The sequence below is a fragment of the Pyrococcus woesei genome, from assembly GCF_050496105.1.
Lineage (GTDB): Archaea > Methanobacteriota_B > Thermococci > Thermococcales > Thermococcaceae > Pyrococcus > Pyrococcus furiosus.
The window spans coordinates 1349019-1366123 of the sequence record NZ_CP179867.1 but is presented as its reverse complement, the minus strand read 5'-3'; the positions used below and the strand labels follow the sequence as shown (position 1 = coordinate 1366123).

Below are 17105 nucleotides of genomic sequence, written 5' to 3'. Positions count from 1 at the left end.
ATAAAAGGGGTGGATTTCCATGTCCGAGAAGATGGTTGCTATCATGAAGACAAAACCAGAGTACGGTGCAGAGTTAGTTGAAGTAGATGTACCAAAACCTGGGCCAGGGGAAGTCCTAATAAAAATTCTTGCAACAAGCATATGTGGAACTGACCTGCACATTTATGAATGGAATGAATGGGCTCAGACAAGAATTAGGCCACCTCAGATAATGGGGCATGAGGTTGCAGGAGAGGTTGTGGAAGTTGGTCCAGGTGTAGAGGGAATTGAAGTTGGTGATTACGTTTCTGTTGAGACTCACATAGTCTGTGGAAAGTGTTACGCATGTAAAAGAGGGCAATATCACGTATGTCAAAACACAAAGATATTTGGAGTAGATACTGACGGTGTTTTTGCCGAATATGCAGTAGTTCCAGCACAAAACGTCTGGAAGAATCCAAAGAACATACCTCCCGAATATGCTACTCTACAAGAGCCATTGGGAAATGCTGTGGATACAGTACTTGCTGGCCCAATTGCCGGAAAGAGCGTTCTCATTACTGGAGCAGGTCCCCTGGGACTTCTTGGAATAGCAGTGGCAAAGGCATCCGGAGCCTATCCTGTGATAGTTTCTGAGCCAAGTGAATTTAGAAGAAACTTGGCAAAGAAGGTGGGTGCAGACTACGTAATAAATCCATTTGAAGAAGATGTTGTAAAGGAGGTAATGGACATAACCGACGGAAACGGAGTTGATGTGTTCTTGGAGTTCAGCGGTGCTCCAAAGGCTCTTGAGCAAGGACTCCAGGCAGTAACTCCAGCTGGAAGGGTTTCTCTTCTCGGACTATTCCCAGGAAAAGTGAGCATAGACTTTAACAACCTTATAATATTCAAGGCATTGACAGTTTACGGAATCACTGGGAGACACCTTTGGGAAACTTGGTATACAGTCTCTAGACTGCTCCAAAGTGGAAAATTAAATATAGACCCAATAATAACTCACAAGTACAAGGGATTTGACAAGTATGAAGAAGCCTTTGAGCTAATGAGGGCTGGCAAAACTGGCAAAGTTGTTTTCATGCTTAAATGAATACTTTACATTTGTAATATTTTTTGTCTATTTTTCAAAATATTTTGCCAAATGTTTATATTACATTATTGTATGCAACATCTTGGTGAGAGAATGGAAATAGAGACTGCTGTAAACCTTGAAAATTTCGAAATAATGCTAAACTGTGCAAAAAAATATATAGGAAGAGTCAGCGATAGAGAGGCTTCAAAAATATCTCAAAAGCAACAACTGGAACTTGGATATTCCAATTTTCTAGAACTTGTGGATGAATCTCTCCTATGATTCCGATTTCCTTTCCATCCACAAGTATCTTTCCAACTCTCCCTGGGATAAAGCTTCCATGCACTGTCTCTTCTATATCATATTCAATTCCTAGGTGTCTCATTAAGGAGTCAAGTATTTCCTTTGCGTTGGTGAAGGTGTATCCACTTCCGGCTAGAGCTACTGCAAGCTTAGGTTCACTAACAGTCTTAGTTTCTCTGCTCTCGTCTATCAAAGTTGCTAAACCAACCTCGAATATCCTTTGTGGATATTCTTCATGAGTGTTGTTGCTAAGGAATTCCATCAAACTTGGAAGTAACCATTTTCTTAATGCGCTCCATCTGCTACTAATTGGATTTGCTATTTCAACAATTTCCTCCTCTGGAATGTTCATCTTGTCAAACTGGACTTCTTTGCTTGTTAAGTTAAAAGTCATGACTTCCTGGAGACCAAATCCCACCATTAAATCCCTAATTGCATCCTCAAAGTCCTTAAATGGATCACCTCTCCCTTGGACAGCTAACTTTGGCTCTTCTGGGTCTATATTATTGTACCCGTAAGCAATTAACACATCCTCAAGTACATCTCTAGTGTGCATTATGTCATCTCTGAAGGCTGGATACTTTACTTTTGCCTTGTTTTCACTGAGAATTTCAACTTCATACATCATTCTTTCTAAAAGTTCCTTGATTTCTTCATTGCTTAACTCTAACCCAGAAAGCTTTCTTATGTACTCAAAACTAACTTCAAATTCTTTAGGAGTCAAGTCAGGAGTCGTGATCTCGAAGTCAGGGTAAATCACTTTAACCCTTTTGATTTTCCCTCCTCTTTCGGCGAGCGCCGTGACTATTACATTCAGGGCTAACATGACTTTTCTCAGATCCCATCCCGTGACGTCCACGAACACATTCTTGGTCTCTGTGGTCACTCTCCCCGTTAGCTCGGAGTTTATTATTGGAGGCATTGAAAGGACGTTACCTTCTGAATCAACAAGAAGTGGGTAGTAAGGCTTGTCTCTTATTAAGTGGCCATACTCCCTTCCTTTCTCGTGCTTTTCAAGGATTTCTTCTAACGTCATTTCCTCACTATATCCAAGGGGGACAAATTTTTCTGTCTTTTCTGCAGCTCTGTAATATATTGGGGGCTTTACTTTGTCAAAATCAAATATCCCTATTGCGACTTCTCTTCTCCTCCTTCCATAGGTTAGGGCAACTTTTTCTTGGAGCTGAATTAACTGACTCAAGGCTTCTTCATCTAGCTTTAATCCTTCTACTACGGCGTAAACACCGTAGGGCCTTATGTTTCTGAGCTTTTTATCAACATAAACAACAACATCACTTTCCTCGACTTCATATTTTGGCAATCCCTTGGCTAATCCAAGAGCCCATCTTATTTGTCGAGCAACGCCCTCAGCGCTCCAAAGATCTGGCCTATTAGTGTCTTTTGAGTCCAACTTGAAATATATTTTTCCATCTTCTTCCCAAACGTCATCGAGCTCGCACTTAGCATAAAGAACAAGGTCTTCCCACTCTTCAACTGAAAACTCTCTTCCAACTAATCTTTCCAAGTCTGATTTTGCAACGTCAAACTTTGGCATTTCTCATCACCTACCAAATGAGCTTAGCTTCCCTAAGCCACTTCAGATCGTAGCTGAAGAGATATCTAATATCATCTATTCCAAGCCTGAACATTGCAAGCCTATCTATTCCAATTCCCCATGCTATAACTGGGACATCTATTCCTAGAGCTTTAGTCATCTCCTCCCTAAAAACTCCTGCACCTCCAAACTCGACCCATCCTAATTCAGGGTGATATGCACTTAGCTGAACACTAGGTTCTGTAAACGGATAATAATCTGGGAAGAACTTTACCTTTTTTGCTCCTGCAATCTCAATTGCAAACTTCTTTAGTATGCCCAGTAGATGCCTAAAGGTTAAGTCCTCAGCTGCCACAAACCCATCAATTTGGTTGAATTCTATCAAATGTGTTCTATCTAGGACATCAGGCCTAAATACTCTCTGTATTGTGAAATACTTCCCAGGAATTTCTATTCCTTTCGCGAGCTGTCTAGCACTTAAGGCCGTGGCATGGGCCCTGGGCATTAGAAACATTGCTCTTTCGGGGCTCCATACGTAACCCCACCCTCTTGAGCCAGCCAATCCACGTTCATGGGCCTCCTTTACTCTTTCCACTAATTCTCTATTAGGTAAATAGCCTTTTTCTGGATATTTCAGCTGGTAGGTGTCTGTCCATTCTCTGGCAGGGTGGTTTTGAGGCTGGAATAGAGCATCAAAGTTCCAGAACTGGGTTTCAATTAAGCTATCCACGGTTATTTCAATGAATCCCATCTCGATTAATTTTCTCCTTATCTTGTCTAAGAATACTCTATATGGTTGCTTCTTGCCCGGGTATATCTTCTTTACAGGGGCCTTAATGTTGAAAGGTTTGAACTCTACTTCTCTCCATTTTCCACTTGCTATAAGTTCTGGAGTTAAACTAGTGACCTCTCTCTTTAACTCTATTCCTTTTTTCACTAGTTCAACTCCCTTTTCAGTAATCTCCGCAATCCTCTCAACTACTTCCTCCTCCTGGGCAACTTTTCTTCTCTTGAGTTCATTTATGGGAACTATTTTTGATATTTCTTCAGAAGTGGCATATTCTTTTTCTGATAATATTTTTAGAGCCTTATCTATTGGTCTCTCTTCTGGATTTTCTCCTCTTTCTGTTATTTCTAACACCAAACCTTCTGGAGTTTTCTCTACCTTTACCCATCCTTCCTTTCTTAGAATACCAACTATTGGCTTTAGCTCATCTTCCGTCAGCACTCCTCTTAATTCATCTAGTTTTACCTTTTTCTTGCTTTTTAAAACGTTTAAAGCTCTTATTTCAGGTAATCCCATCTGAATGTATTTTCTGCCTAGATCTGTTAATCGTATTATTCTCTCTTTTCTTTCCGAAATCTTGGCTAAACCCTCTTTTTCAAGGGTTAAAAGGGCTCTCATTATCGCAACTTGCTCAAGTCCTGTGAGCTTTACAAGTTCCTCTATTCTTGCTTTTTTTACTTCGTTGAGCTTAAGTAGAACAAGCTTCTCATTGTATCCTAACATTTCCACACCTCCATTTTGTGAGCGGCATACATTTAAAAATTCTTTTTGGTATATTCACATGTCCGACCTGCCGCCCGGGCGGCCCGACCGAGGGAGCGTGCCGGCAATGGCGCGCGATGAACGAGGTGACGTCTCCGGGCGGACAGGGCCCGGCCTCCGGGGCCGCCTGAGGGAGCCGAGAAGGGCAGACGATGAAGGCGGGCGGATAAGCCGGGCCCTCAAAGGGTTTTGATTCTAATTCTATCACCATCCTTTAAGTTGAGGGTTTTTCTTAAATTCACGGGAGCTATTATTTCAGCGATTTTTGGAGGATGAATTGTTCTTGAGGGGATCACTATTGCACCTTCGATATTATCGATTTTAACTCTATATGCCCTCACGTCTCCAAAGGTTCTCCCTTCTTTTGTAAATCCCGGAATTATAATAGGCCTAACATTGCAAAGTGCATCGAATATGGTCTTTGGGAATATTACTCTGACGTTTAATGTTCCAGGGTATGGGTCAAATCCCAGGTACTCTCGTATTAAGGGGGCATATTGTCTAACATAGTAAGCACCCTCTCCGATTCCAGAAACAACTTCTCCAATTATAATTCCTCTGTAAAGAGCATCTGATAATTCCTCGTGTAGTTTTTCCAAAAACTTAACTCCTTCTTCGGTGATTGTAACTAAAGTTCCTTTCCTTGATTCACTTTTCTTTATTAGCCCATCTTTTTCGAGATCTTCTAACCATCTAACTATCGTTTGAGGAGAAACGTTTAACATTTTACTAAGTTCTCTAGAAGTCGTTAGAATCTCTTTCTCTATCCCCCCTGCCTTTGCAAGGAGGATTAACAAATCAAGGTTACTCTTTTTCACGAGACTCACCTCTTTTGGAGAGTTTGTCGGCTATATTTAAGGGCTTTGGATAACCGTTTTCATCTAGCAATTTTTCTACAATTCTGACAGCATCATTGAGAGTTATTAGGTTGCCTACACTAACAAAAGCTTTTCCCACCTTTACGTAGGTATCTTTTGACACGCCTCTCAATAACCTTTTGGCAACTCCTATTGTTGGCTTTGAAAGAATTACTCCTATGTGAGATGCTAGTCCATATCTCCTGGGATGAGCTTTTCCATGCCCTTCAACTAACAGAACGTCAAAGTTCTCGTCTTTAACAGCCAACAATATTGGTTTTGTCTCCCTTAAAAAGAAAAACGTGGGGATATAGGGAAACTCAACGGTTGTTACTATTGTTTTTGTTTTTATTATCTCACCAGAAGGAAATTCTACGCAAACAAATGCAGCTTTAGCAAAGTTATTCTTATAAGAGACGTCCACGGCTCCAACTCTCTTCACTTTCGCTATATCTATTGGTTTTTCCACTATTTTCCTACTAAGCCTTCGCTGCACTTCCGTCAGTTTTCTAAGATCTATCATTCAAAAAAGCCTCCAGTTTTTCTTCAACCCTTCTGTTAACTTTTGCTCTTGTTAGATCTTCAAGAGTTCTTTCCAAGGTGTACCTCGCCTGATCTTGCTTTTGCCTTATATTAACTAGACCTTTTGGATATTCGAGTGTCATTAGTTCTTCATAGACTTCTTCCATAAATCTGTAAGTGCTCTCTGCTTCGTCAAGATTTCCTTTCATTAGATTTATCAAGAAATATCGTCTTAACTCTCCTATGAAGTCCCCAACTCCCAAAATGTAATCCTGGGAAGGAACTCCCAGGTCGACGTGGCTTGGAAATTCCCTATCTGTGAGATAGTGGTACATTAGAACAGCTTCAACGAATTCTTGGTTCGCATTCTGGACGTATCCTGTATAGTAAAGATCTGGATGCTCTCTCAACTTTTCTTTTAATTCTTTTACGAGCCCCCTAGCTTTTTCAAGTCTTTCGTGAGCTAATTCTAATTCTCCCCTATGCATTGCCTTTATAGCATCACCACTTAGTCTTATTATGTCCCTAGTAATTTCTAATGCCTCTTCTCTTAGCTTATCTTTTTTATCGAGCTCAGATTTTATTTGCTCTATTATCTTACTAATCTTCATACACCTTCCCTCCAAAGAATGGTGTAAGGTAAACTTTTTATTTTGAACGATTAAACTTTGCCCTTGGCTAGTATGGGGGTGAGATAAATGGTGAAATTCTGCCCCAAATGTGGGAGTATTATGATACCCGACAGGAGGAGAGGAGTCTTTGTCTGTAGAAAATGTGGTTATGAGGAACCTATAAATCCTGAGGACACCAAAGCATATAGAAGAACAGAAGAAGTCAAGCATAGGCCTGATGAAGGAGTAGTTGTAATTGAACAAGAAGTTTCGACTCTTCCAACAGCAAAAGTAACCTGCCCAAAATGTGGGCATAATGAAGCATGGTGGTGGGAACTTCAAACTAGGGCAGGAGATGAGCCAAGTACAATATTCTATAAGTGTAAGAAGTGTGGATACGTATGGAGGAGTTACGAATAAAGGTTTTGACAAGATTAGCAGAGAAAGCTTTGAAGGAGCTAGAGGAAGCTTATAAAAGAATACCCGATACAGACAATGGAAAAACTTATTTATTGAGGGGTAAAGAAAGAGTTAGGCTTATGCTAAACATTCTTAAGGAGGTGGAAAGAGATGCCATTTGAAATCGTATTTGAAGGTGCAAAAGAGTTTGCCCAACTTATAGACACCGCAAGTAAGTTAATAGATGAGGCCGCGTTTAAAGTTACAGAAGATGGGATAAGCATGAGGGCCATGGATCCAAGTAGAGTTGTCCTGATTGACCTAAATCTCCCGTCAAGCATATTTAGCAAATATGAAGTTGTTGAACCAGAAACAATTGGAGTTAACATGGACCACCTAAAGAAGATCCTAAAGAGAGGTAAAGCAAAGGACACCTTAATACTCAAGAAAGGAGAGGAAAACTTCTTAGAGATAACAATTCAAGGAACTGCAACAAGAACATTTAGAGTTCCCCTAATAGATGTAGAAGAGATGGAAGTTGACCTCCCAGAACTTCCATTCACTGCAAAGGTTGTAGTTCTTGGAGAAGTCCTAAAAGATGCTGTTAAAGATGCCTCTCTAGTGAGTGACAGCATAAAATTTATTGCCAGGGAAAATGAATTTATAATGAAGGCAGAGGGAGAAACCCAGGAAGTTGAGATAAAGCTAACTCTTGAAGATGAGGGATTATTGGACATCGAGGTTCAAGAGGAGACAAAGAGCGCATATGGAGTCAGCTATCTCTCCGACATGGTTAAAGGACTTGGAAAGGCCGATGAAGTTACAATAAAGTTTGGAAATGAAATGCCCATGCAAATGGAGTATTACATTAGAGATGAAGGAAGACTTACATTCCTACTGGCTCCAAGAGTTGAAGAGTGACTTTTCTTTTCCTTATAATTTAATTTGGGGATAACAATGGATATTGAGGTTCTCAGAAGATTATTGGAGAGAGAACTTTCAAGCGAAGAACTGACTAAAATAGAGGAAGAATTTTATGACGATTTAGAAAGCTTTAGAAAAGCCTTGGAAATCAATGCCGAGAGACATGAAGAAAGAGGAGAGGACATTCACAAAAAGCTGTATTTAGCTCAACTATCTTTGGTTAGGAATCTTGTTAGAGAAATATTAAGGATTAGGTTGCATAAGATTGTTGATATGGCATTTGAGGGAGTTCCCAGAAATTTAGTTGGAGATGAAAAGAAAATATACAAGATAATAACAGCTTTCATAAATGGAGAACCTCTTGAAATTGAAACGGCAGGAGAAGAGAGTATTGAAGTTATTGAAGAGGAAAAAGAAACATCTCCTGGGATAATAGAGGCATATCTTCTTAGAGTTGATATTCCCAAAATATTGGATGAAAATTTGAGAGAATATGGGCCCTTCAAGGCTGGCGATCTTGTTGTATTGCCGAAGTCTATTGGCAGGGTACTCATTCAGAGGGATGCCGCGGATAAGGTATTGATACAATTGTAAAGGCTAACAACAATGGAACTACCGTTGAATACAGCATTATTCTAAAACTTATATCAGCAAGATATCCTCCAATGAGAGGGCCCAAAACCCATCCTAAGCTCATCATAGTGTTTAGCAGCCCCATCCCTTGTCCTCTTTCACTTGAAGGAACTTTTTTAGCAACATATGTGGAAACTGAGCTTATGAACATGGCCCATTTTATTCCTGAAAAGACTGAAACTATTCCCATTGTTATCGGATCATTGACAAAAGCGTAGCCTAGAAAGGTAAAAGTATACCCAATTAGAGACAACTTATAGAAAACCTCAGCTCCCCATCTATCAATAAGCCTACCAATTACCAAGGAGCTTAAAGCTGCAGCAAGAGAATCAATACCAAAAAATATGCCAACGAAATTTTCCCCAAATTTCTCTTCAAAATATACGGAGATTGTAGAGTAAACTTCCCCTGATGCTATCATAGCCAAGAATACCGAAATATAAAACAGCCCTAGTTTTCCCCTCATTAATCTTTTGAAGGCCATTCTTTTCATCTCAACTTTTTCTGACTCTCTTCCTTCTTGCACTATTATCAAACCCTGAACGCTTTTTCTATTGCTTACCCTTTCCCTAATTGGAAGGAGGAATAATATGGAAAGTAGAGAAAAAGCTGAAGCTATGAAGAATGCACTTTTAATGTCAAGATATTGGACAATAAAGCCTCCAAGAAAGTTCCCTACCATATATCCAAGGTTTTCAACAAAGTTAAAAAACCCAAAAGCCGAGCCTACCCTTGTAGCAAGTTCAGAAATTAGAGCAGAATGAGCTGGAGAAAGGGAAGCACTTAAAGCCCCTTGAAGTCCTCTTAATCCTAGTAAGAGGATTGGACTAGATATGAATGCTATTAATGCATAAGTTCCTCCAGAGGATAAAATTCCCAGGGCTATGAAGGGTTTTCTTTTTCCAGTTCTATCTGAAAGATATCCAAAAGGATATTGAAACACTGTGGAGGTAATGTTAAATATCACGCTCAAAAGTCCAACAAGGAATACGCTCCCTCCAATAATCCTCATATAAACACCTAGGTACGGAAAAGCTATTCCCCAAGATATATTAGCAAAGAACATTGCTATAGCAAGAAATATCATGTTTCTTCTCGCCGTTGACCTCCTCTTAACTTTTCCCACTCTCCCTCGCAATCCTTGAATCACTATTGCCTTTTCTCTGTTCACTTTCACCACCTTTAGATTTTCTTCTCATCGTTAAGCTGTGAGATGTAGAAGGAGTAAAGCTTATAAGTTCATCGAAAACTAAAAGTTAATCGAGTGGGGGCGTGGTGTAGCCTGGTCCATCATCGCGGGCTCCAGAGGCCATGAGGATAGGCGGGTTTGCTGACCTCGGGGCGTGATGAACCTTTGGAGCCCCGAGGGCCGGAGAAACCCGCGGACCGGGGTTCAAATCCCCGCGCCCCCACCATCCTCATTCTTCTAATGCCATCTTTACTGCAACTTCTGCTATAACATTCATAGGATCTATCAGCATAACTCTAAGGTCGCTTTCTTTTATAACTACACTAACTTCTGTACATCCCGCAATTATTGCCTCTGCCCCTCTCTCTTCTAAAATCCTCGCAATTTGAAGAAGAAGGTTTCTTCCAAGATCTAAATTACCAGCTTTTACGCCTTCGTAAATCCCCTTCATGACTAACTCTTGTTCTTCTTCAGTGGGAGTTAGAATTTCAAGTCCATACTTCTCGAGCTCTTTGTGGTACACACCACTTACTATAGTCCCTGTGGTGGCTAGTAAACCTGCCTTCTTTATTCCCAGGGAGGCTATTCTCTTTGCAGTCTCTTCAATCATACTTATCACTGGAATGCCAACTTCCCTCCTAATGTCATCAATAAAGGCATGGGCAGTATTGCAAGGCATTACTATGAAATCTGCTCCACATTTTTCCAATTTTTTAGCCGTCCATATGAGTTGTGGTCTTGGATCTTCTCCCCTTCCTAAAATGTAGGCTGTTCTATCTGGAATTTGGGGATTATTGTAAATGATTATTTTGGGATGATCCTGATCCCTCTTAGCGGGTGTTTTTTCCACAATCCTCTTAAAAAGCTCCACCGTAGCTAAAGGGCCCATCCCTCCTAATATTCCTATGACCTTCATCTCTTTACCTCCCTCAGCTTTCCTTCTTTAATTTCGATATACCTAGCCATTAAATATAGGAGGTCACTTAGTCTATTTACATAAATGAGAGATAGCTTTCCTAGTCCGTACTCCCTTAAAACTGTGGCCAATCTTCTCTCAGCTCTTCTTGCTATTGTTCTGCATATATCGAGTTTTGCACTTGAAAGCGTGCTTCCTGGGAGAACAAAGCTTCTTATTTCTATTTTTTCCACGTAAGTTTTTATTAAAGATTCGATCCACTCTACATCTTCCTTAGAAATTCCCTGAATCTTTCCCTTGCTCCCAATCTCTCCCATTATCTTGTACAAATCTTCTTGGATCTTGTCTATAATTTGTTGGAACTCTTTATCCACGTAGTGCCTGGCCTCTCCAAGGAAGCTTGTTAGTTCATCTAGTGTCCCATTTGCTTCAATAATGGGAGAATCCTTCCATACTTCATCTCCTGTATAAAGCCTAGTAGTTCCCTTATCCCCAATCTTTGTTGTGACCCTCATAGATATCCCTATTTTGCTAAGTAGAATTTGATTATTAAGTCTTCTTGTTCCATTGTAACTTCCAAGTAAAACCCTCTTGCAGTTTTAATGTGCTCTTTAATTTCTTCGTCTTCTAAGATATGGTAGATAATTGTCTCCAAATATTGCTCCTTAAAAATAGGATTATAGATAACTCTAAACCTGGGAATTTTAAGTATCCAGGCTCTCCGCTCCTTAAACCCCCTGGGAAGTGAATATTTAAGTTCATAAACTTGAGATAACTTGCTTCTCTGCGCTATCATAGTTTTTAGAGCAATTTCAATGCTTTTTAGTTCTTGCTCATCAATTTTATAGTCCTGCCTAATGAAATCATTAGCTCCTAGAATTGTTGGTCCTTCAATGATAATACTTCCGTTAGATTTACTCACATAATAAAGCTCTCCCTGTGTTATGAGTTTTCCGGCTTTTCCACTCTCTACAATATAACTTCCTAAATCTAAAGGTGGAAGCTTCTGATCTAAAACAAATAGAGTTCCTGAAACATTAGCAATTGCAGTAGAATGGAGAGTTGTACTTTCAGCATAGTGCACTATCATAAAGCCAACTTGGGAGTAATTTAAAGTTAAGAGAAGCCCAAGGGTAAGAACGGTGTAATCTGTGCAAACCCCTTTTCTTTTTACTAAGAATTCGCTTGGCCTAAGAATGTAGTTTGTTGGTTTGTTGTCATCATATTTGAGGTTTTCTTCTTCCCACTTTAAGATATTCCATATTGTCCACTCTTCATTGGGACCTTTAAGAGATTTGGATAAATTTGTTAGGGCTTTAATTTCTCTTGGATCCTCTAAGTAGCATTTAATTGCTTTGTTGAGATCCTTTTCTTGCTCTAAACAAGTAGGTGTTTGGGTGAAAGAAGGAGTTGAGGGGGCTATGCAACCAGAAGTAAGTACAAGAAATAGGAGAATGAGAAGTGGGACCCTCATATTATCCCCTCGCAGCTAGAGATGCTAGGGTTGGAGTAAGAATTGGAACTATTAAACTTAAGATAAAACCATGAACAAAGGCAATTATCATGACGTCTCTTCCTCCGAACTTCACTATAACCGGCAGCGTAGAGTCCATTGTTGTTGCTCCCCCAATACTTATGGCTACTTCTTTTCCAACTATTCTGGCAATGGTGGGGTAAAACAGCACAGTAAAAATTTCCCTCAAAAAGTTTGCAAGAAAACCAACTACTCCATAAAATTCTGAATATTTAGCCAAAACTGGGCCTGTAAGGGAGTACCATCCCACTCCAGATGCTATGGCGACACTCCATCTTATGGGTATCGTGAGGATTATTCCAATTAGAACTCCTCCCACCATGGAGCCCATTAATGTGAGTAAGGGCATTAGCAGTATTTTTGCATTAAATTTGTCCCTAAGTTCGCTAATTCTACCGTTTAATCCAATTTCTAGGCCAATTACAAAAATCAAAACATACAAGGCCCACTCGTATAAGTTCCCGGCTTTAATTCCAACTTTTCCTCCAATCCACCCCATAGTGAAGCTTATCAGGGATAGAATCATGAATTTCATGATTTCTCCCTCCAAAATATCTTTGCAAAGATTAAGCTACCTGCTATAGTTGATATCATAATTGCTATAGAGTAAAGCAAGACTTTAGTCGCATCTATTTTAACATTCCCAGTTCTCACTCCCATTAGGAAGATTAAAACAAGAACAGATACACTCATAAGAAGTTCCGTATCAATTTTCTTCCTCCTTTCTCTAAGAATGTACCCAATAATAATTCCCAGGAGGAGCGGGATTAAAATATTCACCTTACTCACCTTCCCTAATTATTGACAATATTAGTTCCATAGCTCTTGGAATTGCTCGCTTAACTTCTTCACTTAACTCTAGGCCCAATTTTGGTTCCTTTATCGTAACCCCAACAAAATGAAGTTCAGCGTTCTTAAGTCTTTCGTCAACCTCTAACAGTAATTTTAACCCCTCAACTGCCCCCATAAAGTGAGCACTTCTAATTTCTGCCCTTAACTTCTTGAAAATATCCTCTCCTTTAAAGTAGACGACCTTACCTGGGATCTCTCCAAGAACAGCATCTACTATAATTACTTTATTCTCCCCGTTATAAACCCTCATGAGAGAGAAAATATCAGTTCCAAGTTCTTCTACTTTGTACCCTTGCCTTTTCAATTCTCTCCCGATTTTAATCCCTACTCCATCGTCTCCCATGACTTCATTTCCCAATGCAACAATAAGAACTGAAGACATCAAAAAAGGAATAAAGTGAAAGTTTAAAAAGTTACTCACTCTTTATGATGGGTCTAAACTTATATCCATAGAGAATTAGCCCATCTTCGTCAAATTCTCTGATCTTTCTTGTTACCATCTCCACTTCCATTCCTTCTTTGATTTCTTCAGGCTCTACGTCTGTAAGTTGAGCCAATACAACGGGCCCTTCCTCAAGCTGAACTAAAGCCAATGGGTAGGGTTTGTAGTACTCAAAGCCACTTGGAGGGTTTCTGACTATAGTCCATGTTATAACTTTCCCCTTTCCACTAAACTGAAATTCTTCAATGTTTCTACTTCCACAAATTGGGCAGATTGGTCTCTTGGGGAATAGAAGGTGGCCATTTTCACACTTTCCACCTATAAGTCTGTATTTCTCCCTAAAGTGTCTCCAATACCTGGAAACCTGCATCGGCTTCCCCATTTCAGACCCTCCTCAAAACAGTAACGGTGATATTTGATCCAGTACCTCCAATATTCTGAGTTAATCCCACTTCAGCATCGGGAACTTGAATCCCATCAGGAGCCTCTCCTCTTAGCTGGAGAACAGCCTCTACAACCTGATAAACCCCAGTAGCTCCTACTGGGTGACCTCTTGCTTTCAATCCACCCATTGTTTGGATTGGATAATCCCCGTCAATTGCTATTTGACCCTCAATTGCGAGTTTAGCTCCTTCGCCCTTCTTTGCAACTCCCAGCGCCTCTAGACTTAATGCTGCCATAACTGTAAATGCATCGTGGACCTCAAAGAAGTCAACATCCTCAGGCTTAACTCCGGCCATCTTATAAGCTCTTTCTGCTGCAATTGTAGCTGCTTTTAAAGTTAGGAAATCTTCTCTATTGGCCAGATTTATTGTGTCAATAGCCCTTCCCATTCCTGCAATCTCAATCCATTTGTCCTTTGGAATACCAAGCTCTTTAGCCTTCTCTGGTGTGGTAATTATAACTGCTGCAGCACCGTCACAAACTGGAGATGCATCGAAGAGCTTAAGTGGATCAGCAATGTAGGGACTCTTCATAACTGTTTCAACTGTTATTGGCTTCTTAAACATTGCATAGGGATTCTTTGCACCATTTGCGTGAGCATTAACTGCAAATAGTGCCAAATCCTCCTCCTTATACCCGTAAGTGTTCATGTAAAGTCTCATTATAAGAGCATTCAAAGCTACAAAGCTGGCACCATGGAAGAGCTCCCACTCAGCATCAGCGGCATATCCCAAGTATCTCGTAGCATCACTAGGCCAAGCATCTGTCATCTTCTCTACTCCAACGACTAAAACTACATCTTCAAGACCACTAAGCACAGCTTTAGCACCTTCTTGAACTGCAGCTCCACCAGAAGCACAAGCAGCTTCAATTTTAACGGCAGGAATATTCCCCAATCCAGCCCAATCAGCTATTAATGCTCCCAGGTTTTCTTGCTCTACGAATGAACCAGATGCCATGTTACCAACATATAGAGAATCAACTTTGTCAATTCCCGCATCATCCATCGCGTTTAAAATTGCTTCGACGGCTAAATCCCTAAGAGAAGACCTCCAATGTTCTCCAACAGGAGTCATTCCAACTCCAACTATTATTGCTTTTCTCATATCTCCCACCCCTCTACAAGATGTACTTTCTTCTAGCCTTTGCATAGAGAGCGTAATCAATGACTTTTCTCCTCTTCACATAATCCTCAACTTTTGGCGCTAAATCTCTCTTCTCCTCTATGGCATCCTGAACAACTATACTAAATGCATTGCTTCCTGCTCCAGAACCAAACGAGACCCAGAGAATTCTATCCCCGGGCTTTGCTATGTCCAAAACAGCAGAAACTCCAACCATTGTTGCACCGCTGTATGTATTTCCTATTCTCCCTGTTAGCAATCCCGGTAGAACTTTCTCTTTAGGAATCCCAAGAATCTTAGCAACTGTCAATGGGAACTTTACATTTGGTTGGTGAAATACTGCATAATCAAAGTCACTTGGCTTAAGGCCTAACTCTTCCATAAGGGTCTTGGCTGCATTAATTATATGGTGGAAGTATGCTGGCTCCCCAGTAAACCTGTTTCCATGCCTGGGGTAGTGTTCATGTTGCCTTCTCCAGAAATCGGGAGTGTCTGTAACGTAAGAGTAGCTCCCCTCAAAATATGCTACACTCTCATTGCTCTTTTCTCCCACAATGAAAGCTGCTCCTCCTGCCCCAGCTGTGAACTCTAAGTGATCTCCGGGCCTTCCCTGGGCAGTGTCAGCACCTATGGCCATTGCATACTCAGCCATGCCCGAACCTACAAAACCTATGGCAGCTTGCAGAGCCTCAGTGCCAGCCTTACAAGCGAATTCAAAATCAGCAGCTTCAAGATCTGGAGTTGCACCAATAGCTTCAGCTATTATTGTAGCTGAAGGCTTTACTGCATAGGGCTTACTTTCAGTACCAAACCAAATGGCCCTTATTTTTTGAGGATCTATCTTAGCTCTCTTTAAGGCGTTTCTAGCAGCTTCTATTCCTATCGTTATAGCGTCTTCATCAAGCCCAGGTACAGCCTTTTCTTCTATCGGAAAGCTTGAGACCCCCCATACTCTTCCTATTTCTTCATTCCTTATCCTATACATTGGCACGTATGCTCCATACCCAACAATACCAACGTCTTTCATTGGCTTCATTACCTTTCTCATTTAACCTCCCCCTGGGAATTACTGTGTCACCTACTAGAAAAAGGAGGAGTTATAAAAGACTTTCGGTAAAAGCTTAACTTTATTTCGTTCATCGTCGATAAAACAATATTAATATTGTAAACCAAGGGTTTTGCAATTGACGTGAAAGTTTTCGGGACACACCGAAAATTAAATAAACTAATTTTCTTTAACCAAAAATGCCCGTAATTAAATTCAAAAATTTTAAGGAGGTTTGAAGATGATAGAAGTTCGCTTTCACGGTAGAGGAGGTCAAGGTGCAGTTACCGCTGCAAACATTCTTGCTGAAGCAGCGTTTCTAGAAGGTAAATACGTGCAGGCTTTCCCATTCTTTGGAGTTGAAAGAAGAGGAGCTCCAGTAACAGCTTTCACAAGGATAGACAACAAACCAATTAGGATAAAGACTCAAATTTATGAACCCGACGTTGTTGTTGTGCTAGATCCCTCTCTCTTAGATGCTGTAGACGTAACTGCTGGTCTTAAAGATGAGGGAATTGTCATAGTGAATACAGAAAAGAGCAAAGAAGAAGTTCTCGAAAAGTTAAAGAAAAAGCCAAAGAAGCTCGCTATAGTTGATGCAACTACGATAGCTCTTGAAATTCTTGGATTGCCCATTACGAATACTGCCATATTGGGAGCTGTTGCAAAGGCCACAGGGCTAGTCAAGATTGAGAGCATAGAGGAAGCCATCAAAGACACATTCTCTGGGGAGCTTGGTGAAAAGAACGCAAGGGCTGCAAGAGAAGCTTACGAAAAAACAGAAGTATTTGAGCTTTAACCTCTTTCTTTCCAATATTTGATGAGGTGAGAAGTTGTGAACACTCTATTTGGAAAAACCAAAGAAGAAGCAAAACCTATAGTTCTAAAATCTGTTGACGAGTACCCTGAAGCTCCTATAAGCCTCGGAACTACTTTGGTTAACCCCACCGGAGATTGGAGAACATTTAAGCCTGTTGTTAATGAAGAGAAATGTGTAAAATGTTATATTTGTTGGAAATACTGTCCAGAGCCTGCAATTTACATAAAACCCGACGGATACGTTGCAATTGACTACGACTATTGTAAGGGTTGTGGAATCTGTGCTAATGAGTGCCCAACTAAAGCAATTACAATGATTAAGGAAGAAAAGTAGTGAGG

General features: G+C 40.4%; 22 protein-coding genes and 1 tRNA gene. 8 read left to right on the top strand and 15 right to left on the bottom strand.

The annotated features are described in order from the left end of the window. Positions 1 to 19 precede the first annotated feature (19 nt). On the top strand, positions 20 to 1066 hold the full coding sequence (tdh, locus tag ACMFNG_RS07620; protein WP_011012128.1) for an L-threonine 3-dehydrogenase: 1047 nt from the start codon (positions 20 to 22) through the stop codon (positions 1064 to 1066). A 169-nt stretch (positions 1067 to 1235) separates the two neighbouring features. Here tdh and pheT read toward each other — a convergent pair whose 3' ends face one another. The 5 genes from pheT to ACMFNG_RS07595 all read right to left on the bottom strand — a co-directional run bounded on the left by pheT (position 1236) and on the right by ACMFNG_RS07595 (position 6445). Then, positions 1236 to 2906, bottom strand: coding sequence for a phenylalanine--tRNA ligase subunit beta (gene pheT / locus ACMFNG_RS07615; RefSeq protein ID WP_011012127.1), 1671 nt, complete (start codon positions 2904 to 2906; stop codon positions 1236 to 1238). Positions 2907 to 2916: 10 nt separating this feature from the next. Continuing rightward, a complete protein-coding gene (locus ACMFNG_RS07610) occupies positions 2917 to 4416 on the bottom strand; it encodes a phenylalanine--tRNA ligase subunit alpha (protein WP_011012126.1) in 1500 nt (499 codons plus the stop codon). A gap of 218 nt (positions 4417 to 4634) precedes the next feature. Beyond that, positions 4635 to 5273, bottom strand: a complete 639-nt coding sequence (locus ACMFNG_RS07605) for a DUF120 domain-containing protein (RefSeq protein ID WP_011012125.1) — start codon at positions 5271 to 5273, stop codon at positions 4635 to 4637. Continuing rightward, positions 5260 to 5835, bottom strand: coding sequence for an endonuclease V (locus ACMFNG_RS07600; protein ID WP_011012124.1), 576 nt, complete (start codon positions 5833 to 5835; stop codon positions 5260 to 5262). Before ACMFNG_RS07600 ends, ACMFNG_RS07605 begins: the two co-directional genes overlap by 14 nt. Further along, on the bottom strand, positions 5822 to 6445 hold the full coding sequence (locus tag ACMFNG_RS07595; RefSeq protein WP_014835302.1) for a haloacid dehalogenase: 624 nt from the start codon (positions 6443 to 6445) through the stop codon (positions 5822 to 5824). Before ACMFNG_RS07595 ends, ACMFNG_RS07600 begins: the two co-directional genes overlap by 14 nt. A gap of 87 nt (positions 6446 to 6532) precedes the next feature. Between ACMFNG_RS07595 and ACMFNG_RS07590 the strand changes: the two genes are divergently transcribed. From ACMFNG_RS07590 to ACMFNG_RS07575, 4 genes are read left to right on the top strand one after another with little or no spacing between them, the layout of a single operon-like run. Continuing rightward, positions 6533 to 6865, top strand: coding sequence for a transcription factor S (locus ACMFNG_RS07590; protein WP_011012123.1), 333 nt, complete (start codon positions 6533 to 6535; stop codon positions 6863 to 6865). Then, entirely contained in the window at positions 6847 to 7026 is a 180-nt protein-coding gene (locus ACMFNG_RS07585; RefSeq protein ID WP_011012121.1) for a hypothetical protein, read from the top strand. Before ACMFNG_RS07590 ends, ACMFNG_RS07585 begins: the two co-directional genes overlap by 19 nt. Then, positions 7016 to 7765: a DNA polymerase sliding clamp gene (locus tag ACMFNG_RS07580; protein WP_011012120.1), complete on the top strand. Its 750-nt coding sequence runs from the start codon at positions 7016 to 7018 to the stop codon at positions 7763 to 7765. The genes ACMFNG_RS07585 and ACMFNG_RS07580 overlap by 11 nt, the downstream gene beginning before the upstream one ends. Before the next feature lie 36 nt (positions 7766 to 7801). Beyond that, positions 7802 to 8362, top strand: a complete 561-nt coding sequence (locus ACMFNG_RS07575; protein WP_014835300.1) for a hypothetical protein — start codon at positions 7802 to 7804, stop codon at positions 8360 to 8362. Here ACMFNG_RS07575 and ACMFNG_RS07570 read toward each other — a convergent pair. Next, positions 8319 to 9572, bottom strand: coding sequence for an MFS transporter (locus ACMFNG_RS07570; protein ID WP_011012118.1), 1254 nt, complete (start codon positions 9570 to 9572; stop codon positions 8319 to 8321). The genes ACMFNG_RS07575 and ACMFNG_RS07570 overlap by 44 nt on opposite strands. Before the next feature lie 95 nt (positions 9573 to 9667). Here ACMFNG_RS07570 and ACMFNG_RS07565 point away from each other — a divergent pair. After that, positions 9668 to 9816 (top strand) — tRNA-Trp (locus tag ACMFNG_RS07565). A 3-nt stretch (positions 9817 to 9819) separates the two neighbouring features. Here ACMFNG_RS07565 and ACMFNG_RS07560 read toward each other — a convergent pair. Genes ACMFNG_RS07560 through ACMFNG_RS07520 form a run of 9 tightly spaced genes read right to left on the bottom strand, consistent with a single transcriptional unit; the run spans position 9820 to position 15950 of the window. After that, on the bottom strand, positions 9820 to 10506 hold the full coding sequence (locus ACMFNG_RS07560) for an aspartate racemase (protein ID WP_011012117.1): 687 nt from the start codon (positions 10504 to 10506) through the stop codon (positions 9820 to 9822). Then, positions 10503 to 11021 carry a cob(I)yrinic acid a,c-diamide adenosyltransferase gene (locus ACMFNG_RS07555; RefSeq protein WP_014835299.1) on the bottom strand — a complete coding sequence of 173 codons (519 nt, stop codon included), beginning with the start codon at positions 11019 to 11021 and terminating at the stop codon, positions 10503 to 10505. Before ACMFNG_RS07555 ends, ACMFNG_RS07560 begins: the two co-directional genes overlap by 4 nt. An 8-nt stretch (positions 11022 to 11029) precedes the next feature. Beyond that, positions 11030 to 11980, bottom strand: a complete 951-nt coding sequence (locus ACMFNG_RS07550; RefSeq protein WP_014835298.1) for a transglutaminase-like domain-containing protein — start codon at positions 11978 to 11980, stop codon at positions 11030 to 11032. A 1-nt stretch (position 11981) separates the two neighbouring features. Then, positions 11982 to 12575, bottom strand: coding sequence for a lysine exporter LysO family protein (locus ACMFNG_RS07545; protein WP_011012114.1), 594 nt, complete (start codon positions 12573 to 12575; stop codon positions 11982 to 11984). Next, positions 12572 to 12820, bottom strand: coding sequence for a membrane protein (locus tag ACMFNG_RS07540; protein ID WP_011012113.1), 249 nt, complete (start codon positions 12818 to 12820; stop codon positions 12572 to 12574). The genes ACMFNG_RS07545 and ACMFNG_RS07540 overlap by 4 nt, the downstream gene beginning before the upstream one ends. A 1-nt stretch (position 12821) precedes the next feature. Beyond that, positions 12822 to 13274: a hydrogenase maturation protease gene (locus ACMFNG_RS07535; protein WP_048059049.1), complete on the bottom strand. Its 453-nt coding sequence runs from the start codon at positions 13272 to 13274 to the stop codon at positions 12822 to 12824. 31 nt (positions 13275 to 13305) lie between these two features. After that, on the bottom strand, positions 13306 to 13716 hold the full coding sequence (locus tag ACMFNG_RS07530; RefSeq protein ID WP_011012111.1) for a Zn-ribbon domain-containing OB-fold protein: 411 nt from the start codon (positions 13714 to 13716) through the stop codon (positions 13306 to 13308). Between the two features lies 1 nt (position 13717). Further along, positions 13718 to 14884, bottom strand: coding sequence for a thiolase domain-containing protein (locus ACMFNG_RS07525; protein ID WP_014835296.1), 1167 nt, complete (start codon positions 14882 to 14884; stop codon positions 13718 to 13720). 13 nt (positions 14885 to 14897) lie between these two features. Next, entirely contained in the window at positions 14898 to 15950 is a 1053-nt protein-coding gene (locus ACMFNG_RS07520) for a hydroxymethylglutaryl-CoA synthase (protein ID WP_011012109.1), read from the bottom strand. 238 nt (positions 15951 to 16188) lie between these two features. On the opposite strand from ACMFNG_RS07520, the gene ACMFNG_RS07515 reads away from it, so the two are divergent. Together ACMFNG_RS07515 and ACMFNG_RS07510 are read left to right on the top strand one after the other, a co-directional pair. After that, the gene (locus ACMFNG_RS07515; RefSeq protein ID WP_011012108.1) at positions 16189 to 16746 is read left to right on the top strand and encodes a pyruvate/ketoisovalerate ferredoxin oxidoreductase subunit gamma; all 558 of its coding nucleotides are present in this window, start codon (positions 16189 to 16191) and stop codon (positions 16744 to 16746) included. Between the two features lie 36 nt (positions 16747 to 16782). Then, positions 16783 to 17100 carry a 3-methyl-2-oxobutanoate dehydrogenase subunit delta gene (locus tag ACMFNG_RS07510; RefSeq protein ID WP_011012107.1) on the top strand — a complete coding sequence of 106 codons (318 nt, stop codon included), beginning with the start codon at positions 16783 to 16785 and terminating at the stop codon, positions 17098 to 17100. Positions 17101 to 17105 lie beyond the last annotated feature (5 nt).

Excerpts from the sequence above, each read along its gene's own strand:
- ACMFNG_RS07535 (WP_048059049.1), bottom strand. The coding sequence starts at position 13,274 with ATGTCTTCAGTTCTTATTGTTGCATTGGGAAATGAAGTCATGGGAGAC.
- ACMFNG_RS07575 (WP_014835300.1), top strand. The coding sequence starts at position 7,802 with ATGGATATTGAGGTTCTCAGAAGATTATTGGAGAGAGAACTTTCAAGC.
- ACMFNG_RS07545 (WP_011012114.1), bottom strand. The coding sequence starts at position 12,575 with ATGAAATTCATGATTCTATCCCTGATAAGCTTCACTATGGGGTGGATT.
- ACMFNG_RS07550 (WP_014835298.1), bottom strand. The coding sequence starts at position 11,980 with ATGAGGGTCCCACTTCTCATTCTCCTATTTCTTGTACTTACTTCTGGT.
- ACMFNG_RS07530 (WP_011012111.1), bottom strand. The coding sequence starts at position 13,716 with ATGGGGAAGCCGATGCAGGTTTCCAGGTATTGGAGACACTTTAGGGAG.
- tdh (WP_011012128.1), top strand. The coding sequence starts at position 20 with ATGTCCGAGAAGATGGTTGCTATCATGAAGACAAAACCAGAGTACGGT.
- ACMFNG_RS07560 (WP_011012117.1), bottom strand. The coding sequence starts at position 10,506 with ATGAAGGTCATAGGAATATTAGGAGGGATGGGCCCTTTAGCTACGGTG.
- ACMFNG_RS07590 (WP_011012123.1), top strand. The coding sequence starts at position 6,533 with ATGGTGAAATTCTGCCCCAAATGTGGGAGTATTATGATACCCGACAGG.
- pheT (WP_011012127.1), bottom strand. The coding sequence starts at position 2,906 with ATGCCAAAGTTTGACGTTGCAAAATCAGACTTGGAAAGATTAGTTGGA.
- ACMFNG_RS07610 (WP_011012126.1), bottom strand. The coding sequence starts at position 4,416 with ATGTTAGGATACAATGAGAAGCTTGTTCTACTTAAGCTCAACGAAGTA.
- ACMFNG_RS07585 (WP_011012121.1), top strand. The coding sequence starts at position 6,847 with ATGGAGGAGTTACGAATAAAGGTTTTGACAAGATTAGCAGAGAAAGCT.
- ACMFNG_RS07595 (WP_014835302.1), bottom strand. The coding sequence starts at position 6,445 with ATGAAGATTAGTAAGATAATAGAGCAAATAAAATCTGAGCTCGATAAA.
- ACMFNG_RS07580 (WP_011012120.1), top strand. The coding sequence starts at position 7,016 with ATGCCATTTGAAATCGTATTTGAAGGTGCAAAAGAGTTTGCCCAACTT.
- ACMFNG_RS07515 (WP_011012108.1), top strand. The coding sequence starts at position 16,189 with ATGATAGAAGTTCGCTTTCACGGTAGAGGAGGTCAAGGTGCAGTTACC.
- ACMFNG_RS07555 (WP_014835299.1), bottom strand. The coding sequence starts at position 11,021 with ATGAGGGTCACAACAAAGATTGGGGATAAGGGAACTACTAGGCTTTAT.
- ACMFNG_RS07525 (WP_014835296.1), bottom strand. The coding sequence starts at position 14,884 with ATGAGAAAAGCAATAATAGTTGGAGTTGGAATGACTCCTGTTGGAGAA.
- ACMFNG_RS07600 (WP_011012124.1), bottom strand. The coding sequence starts at position 5,835 with ATGATAGATCTTAGAAAACTGACGGAAGTGCAGCGAAGGCTTAGTAGG.
- ACMFNG_RS07520 (WP_011012109.1), bottom strand. The coding sequence starts at position 15,950 with ATGAGAAAGGTAATGAAGCCAATGAAAGACGTTGGTATTGTTGGGTAT.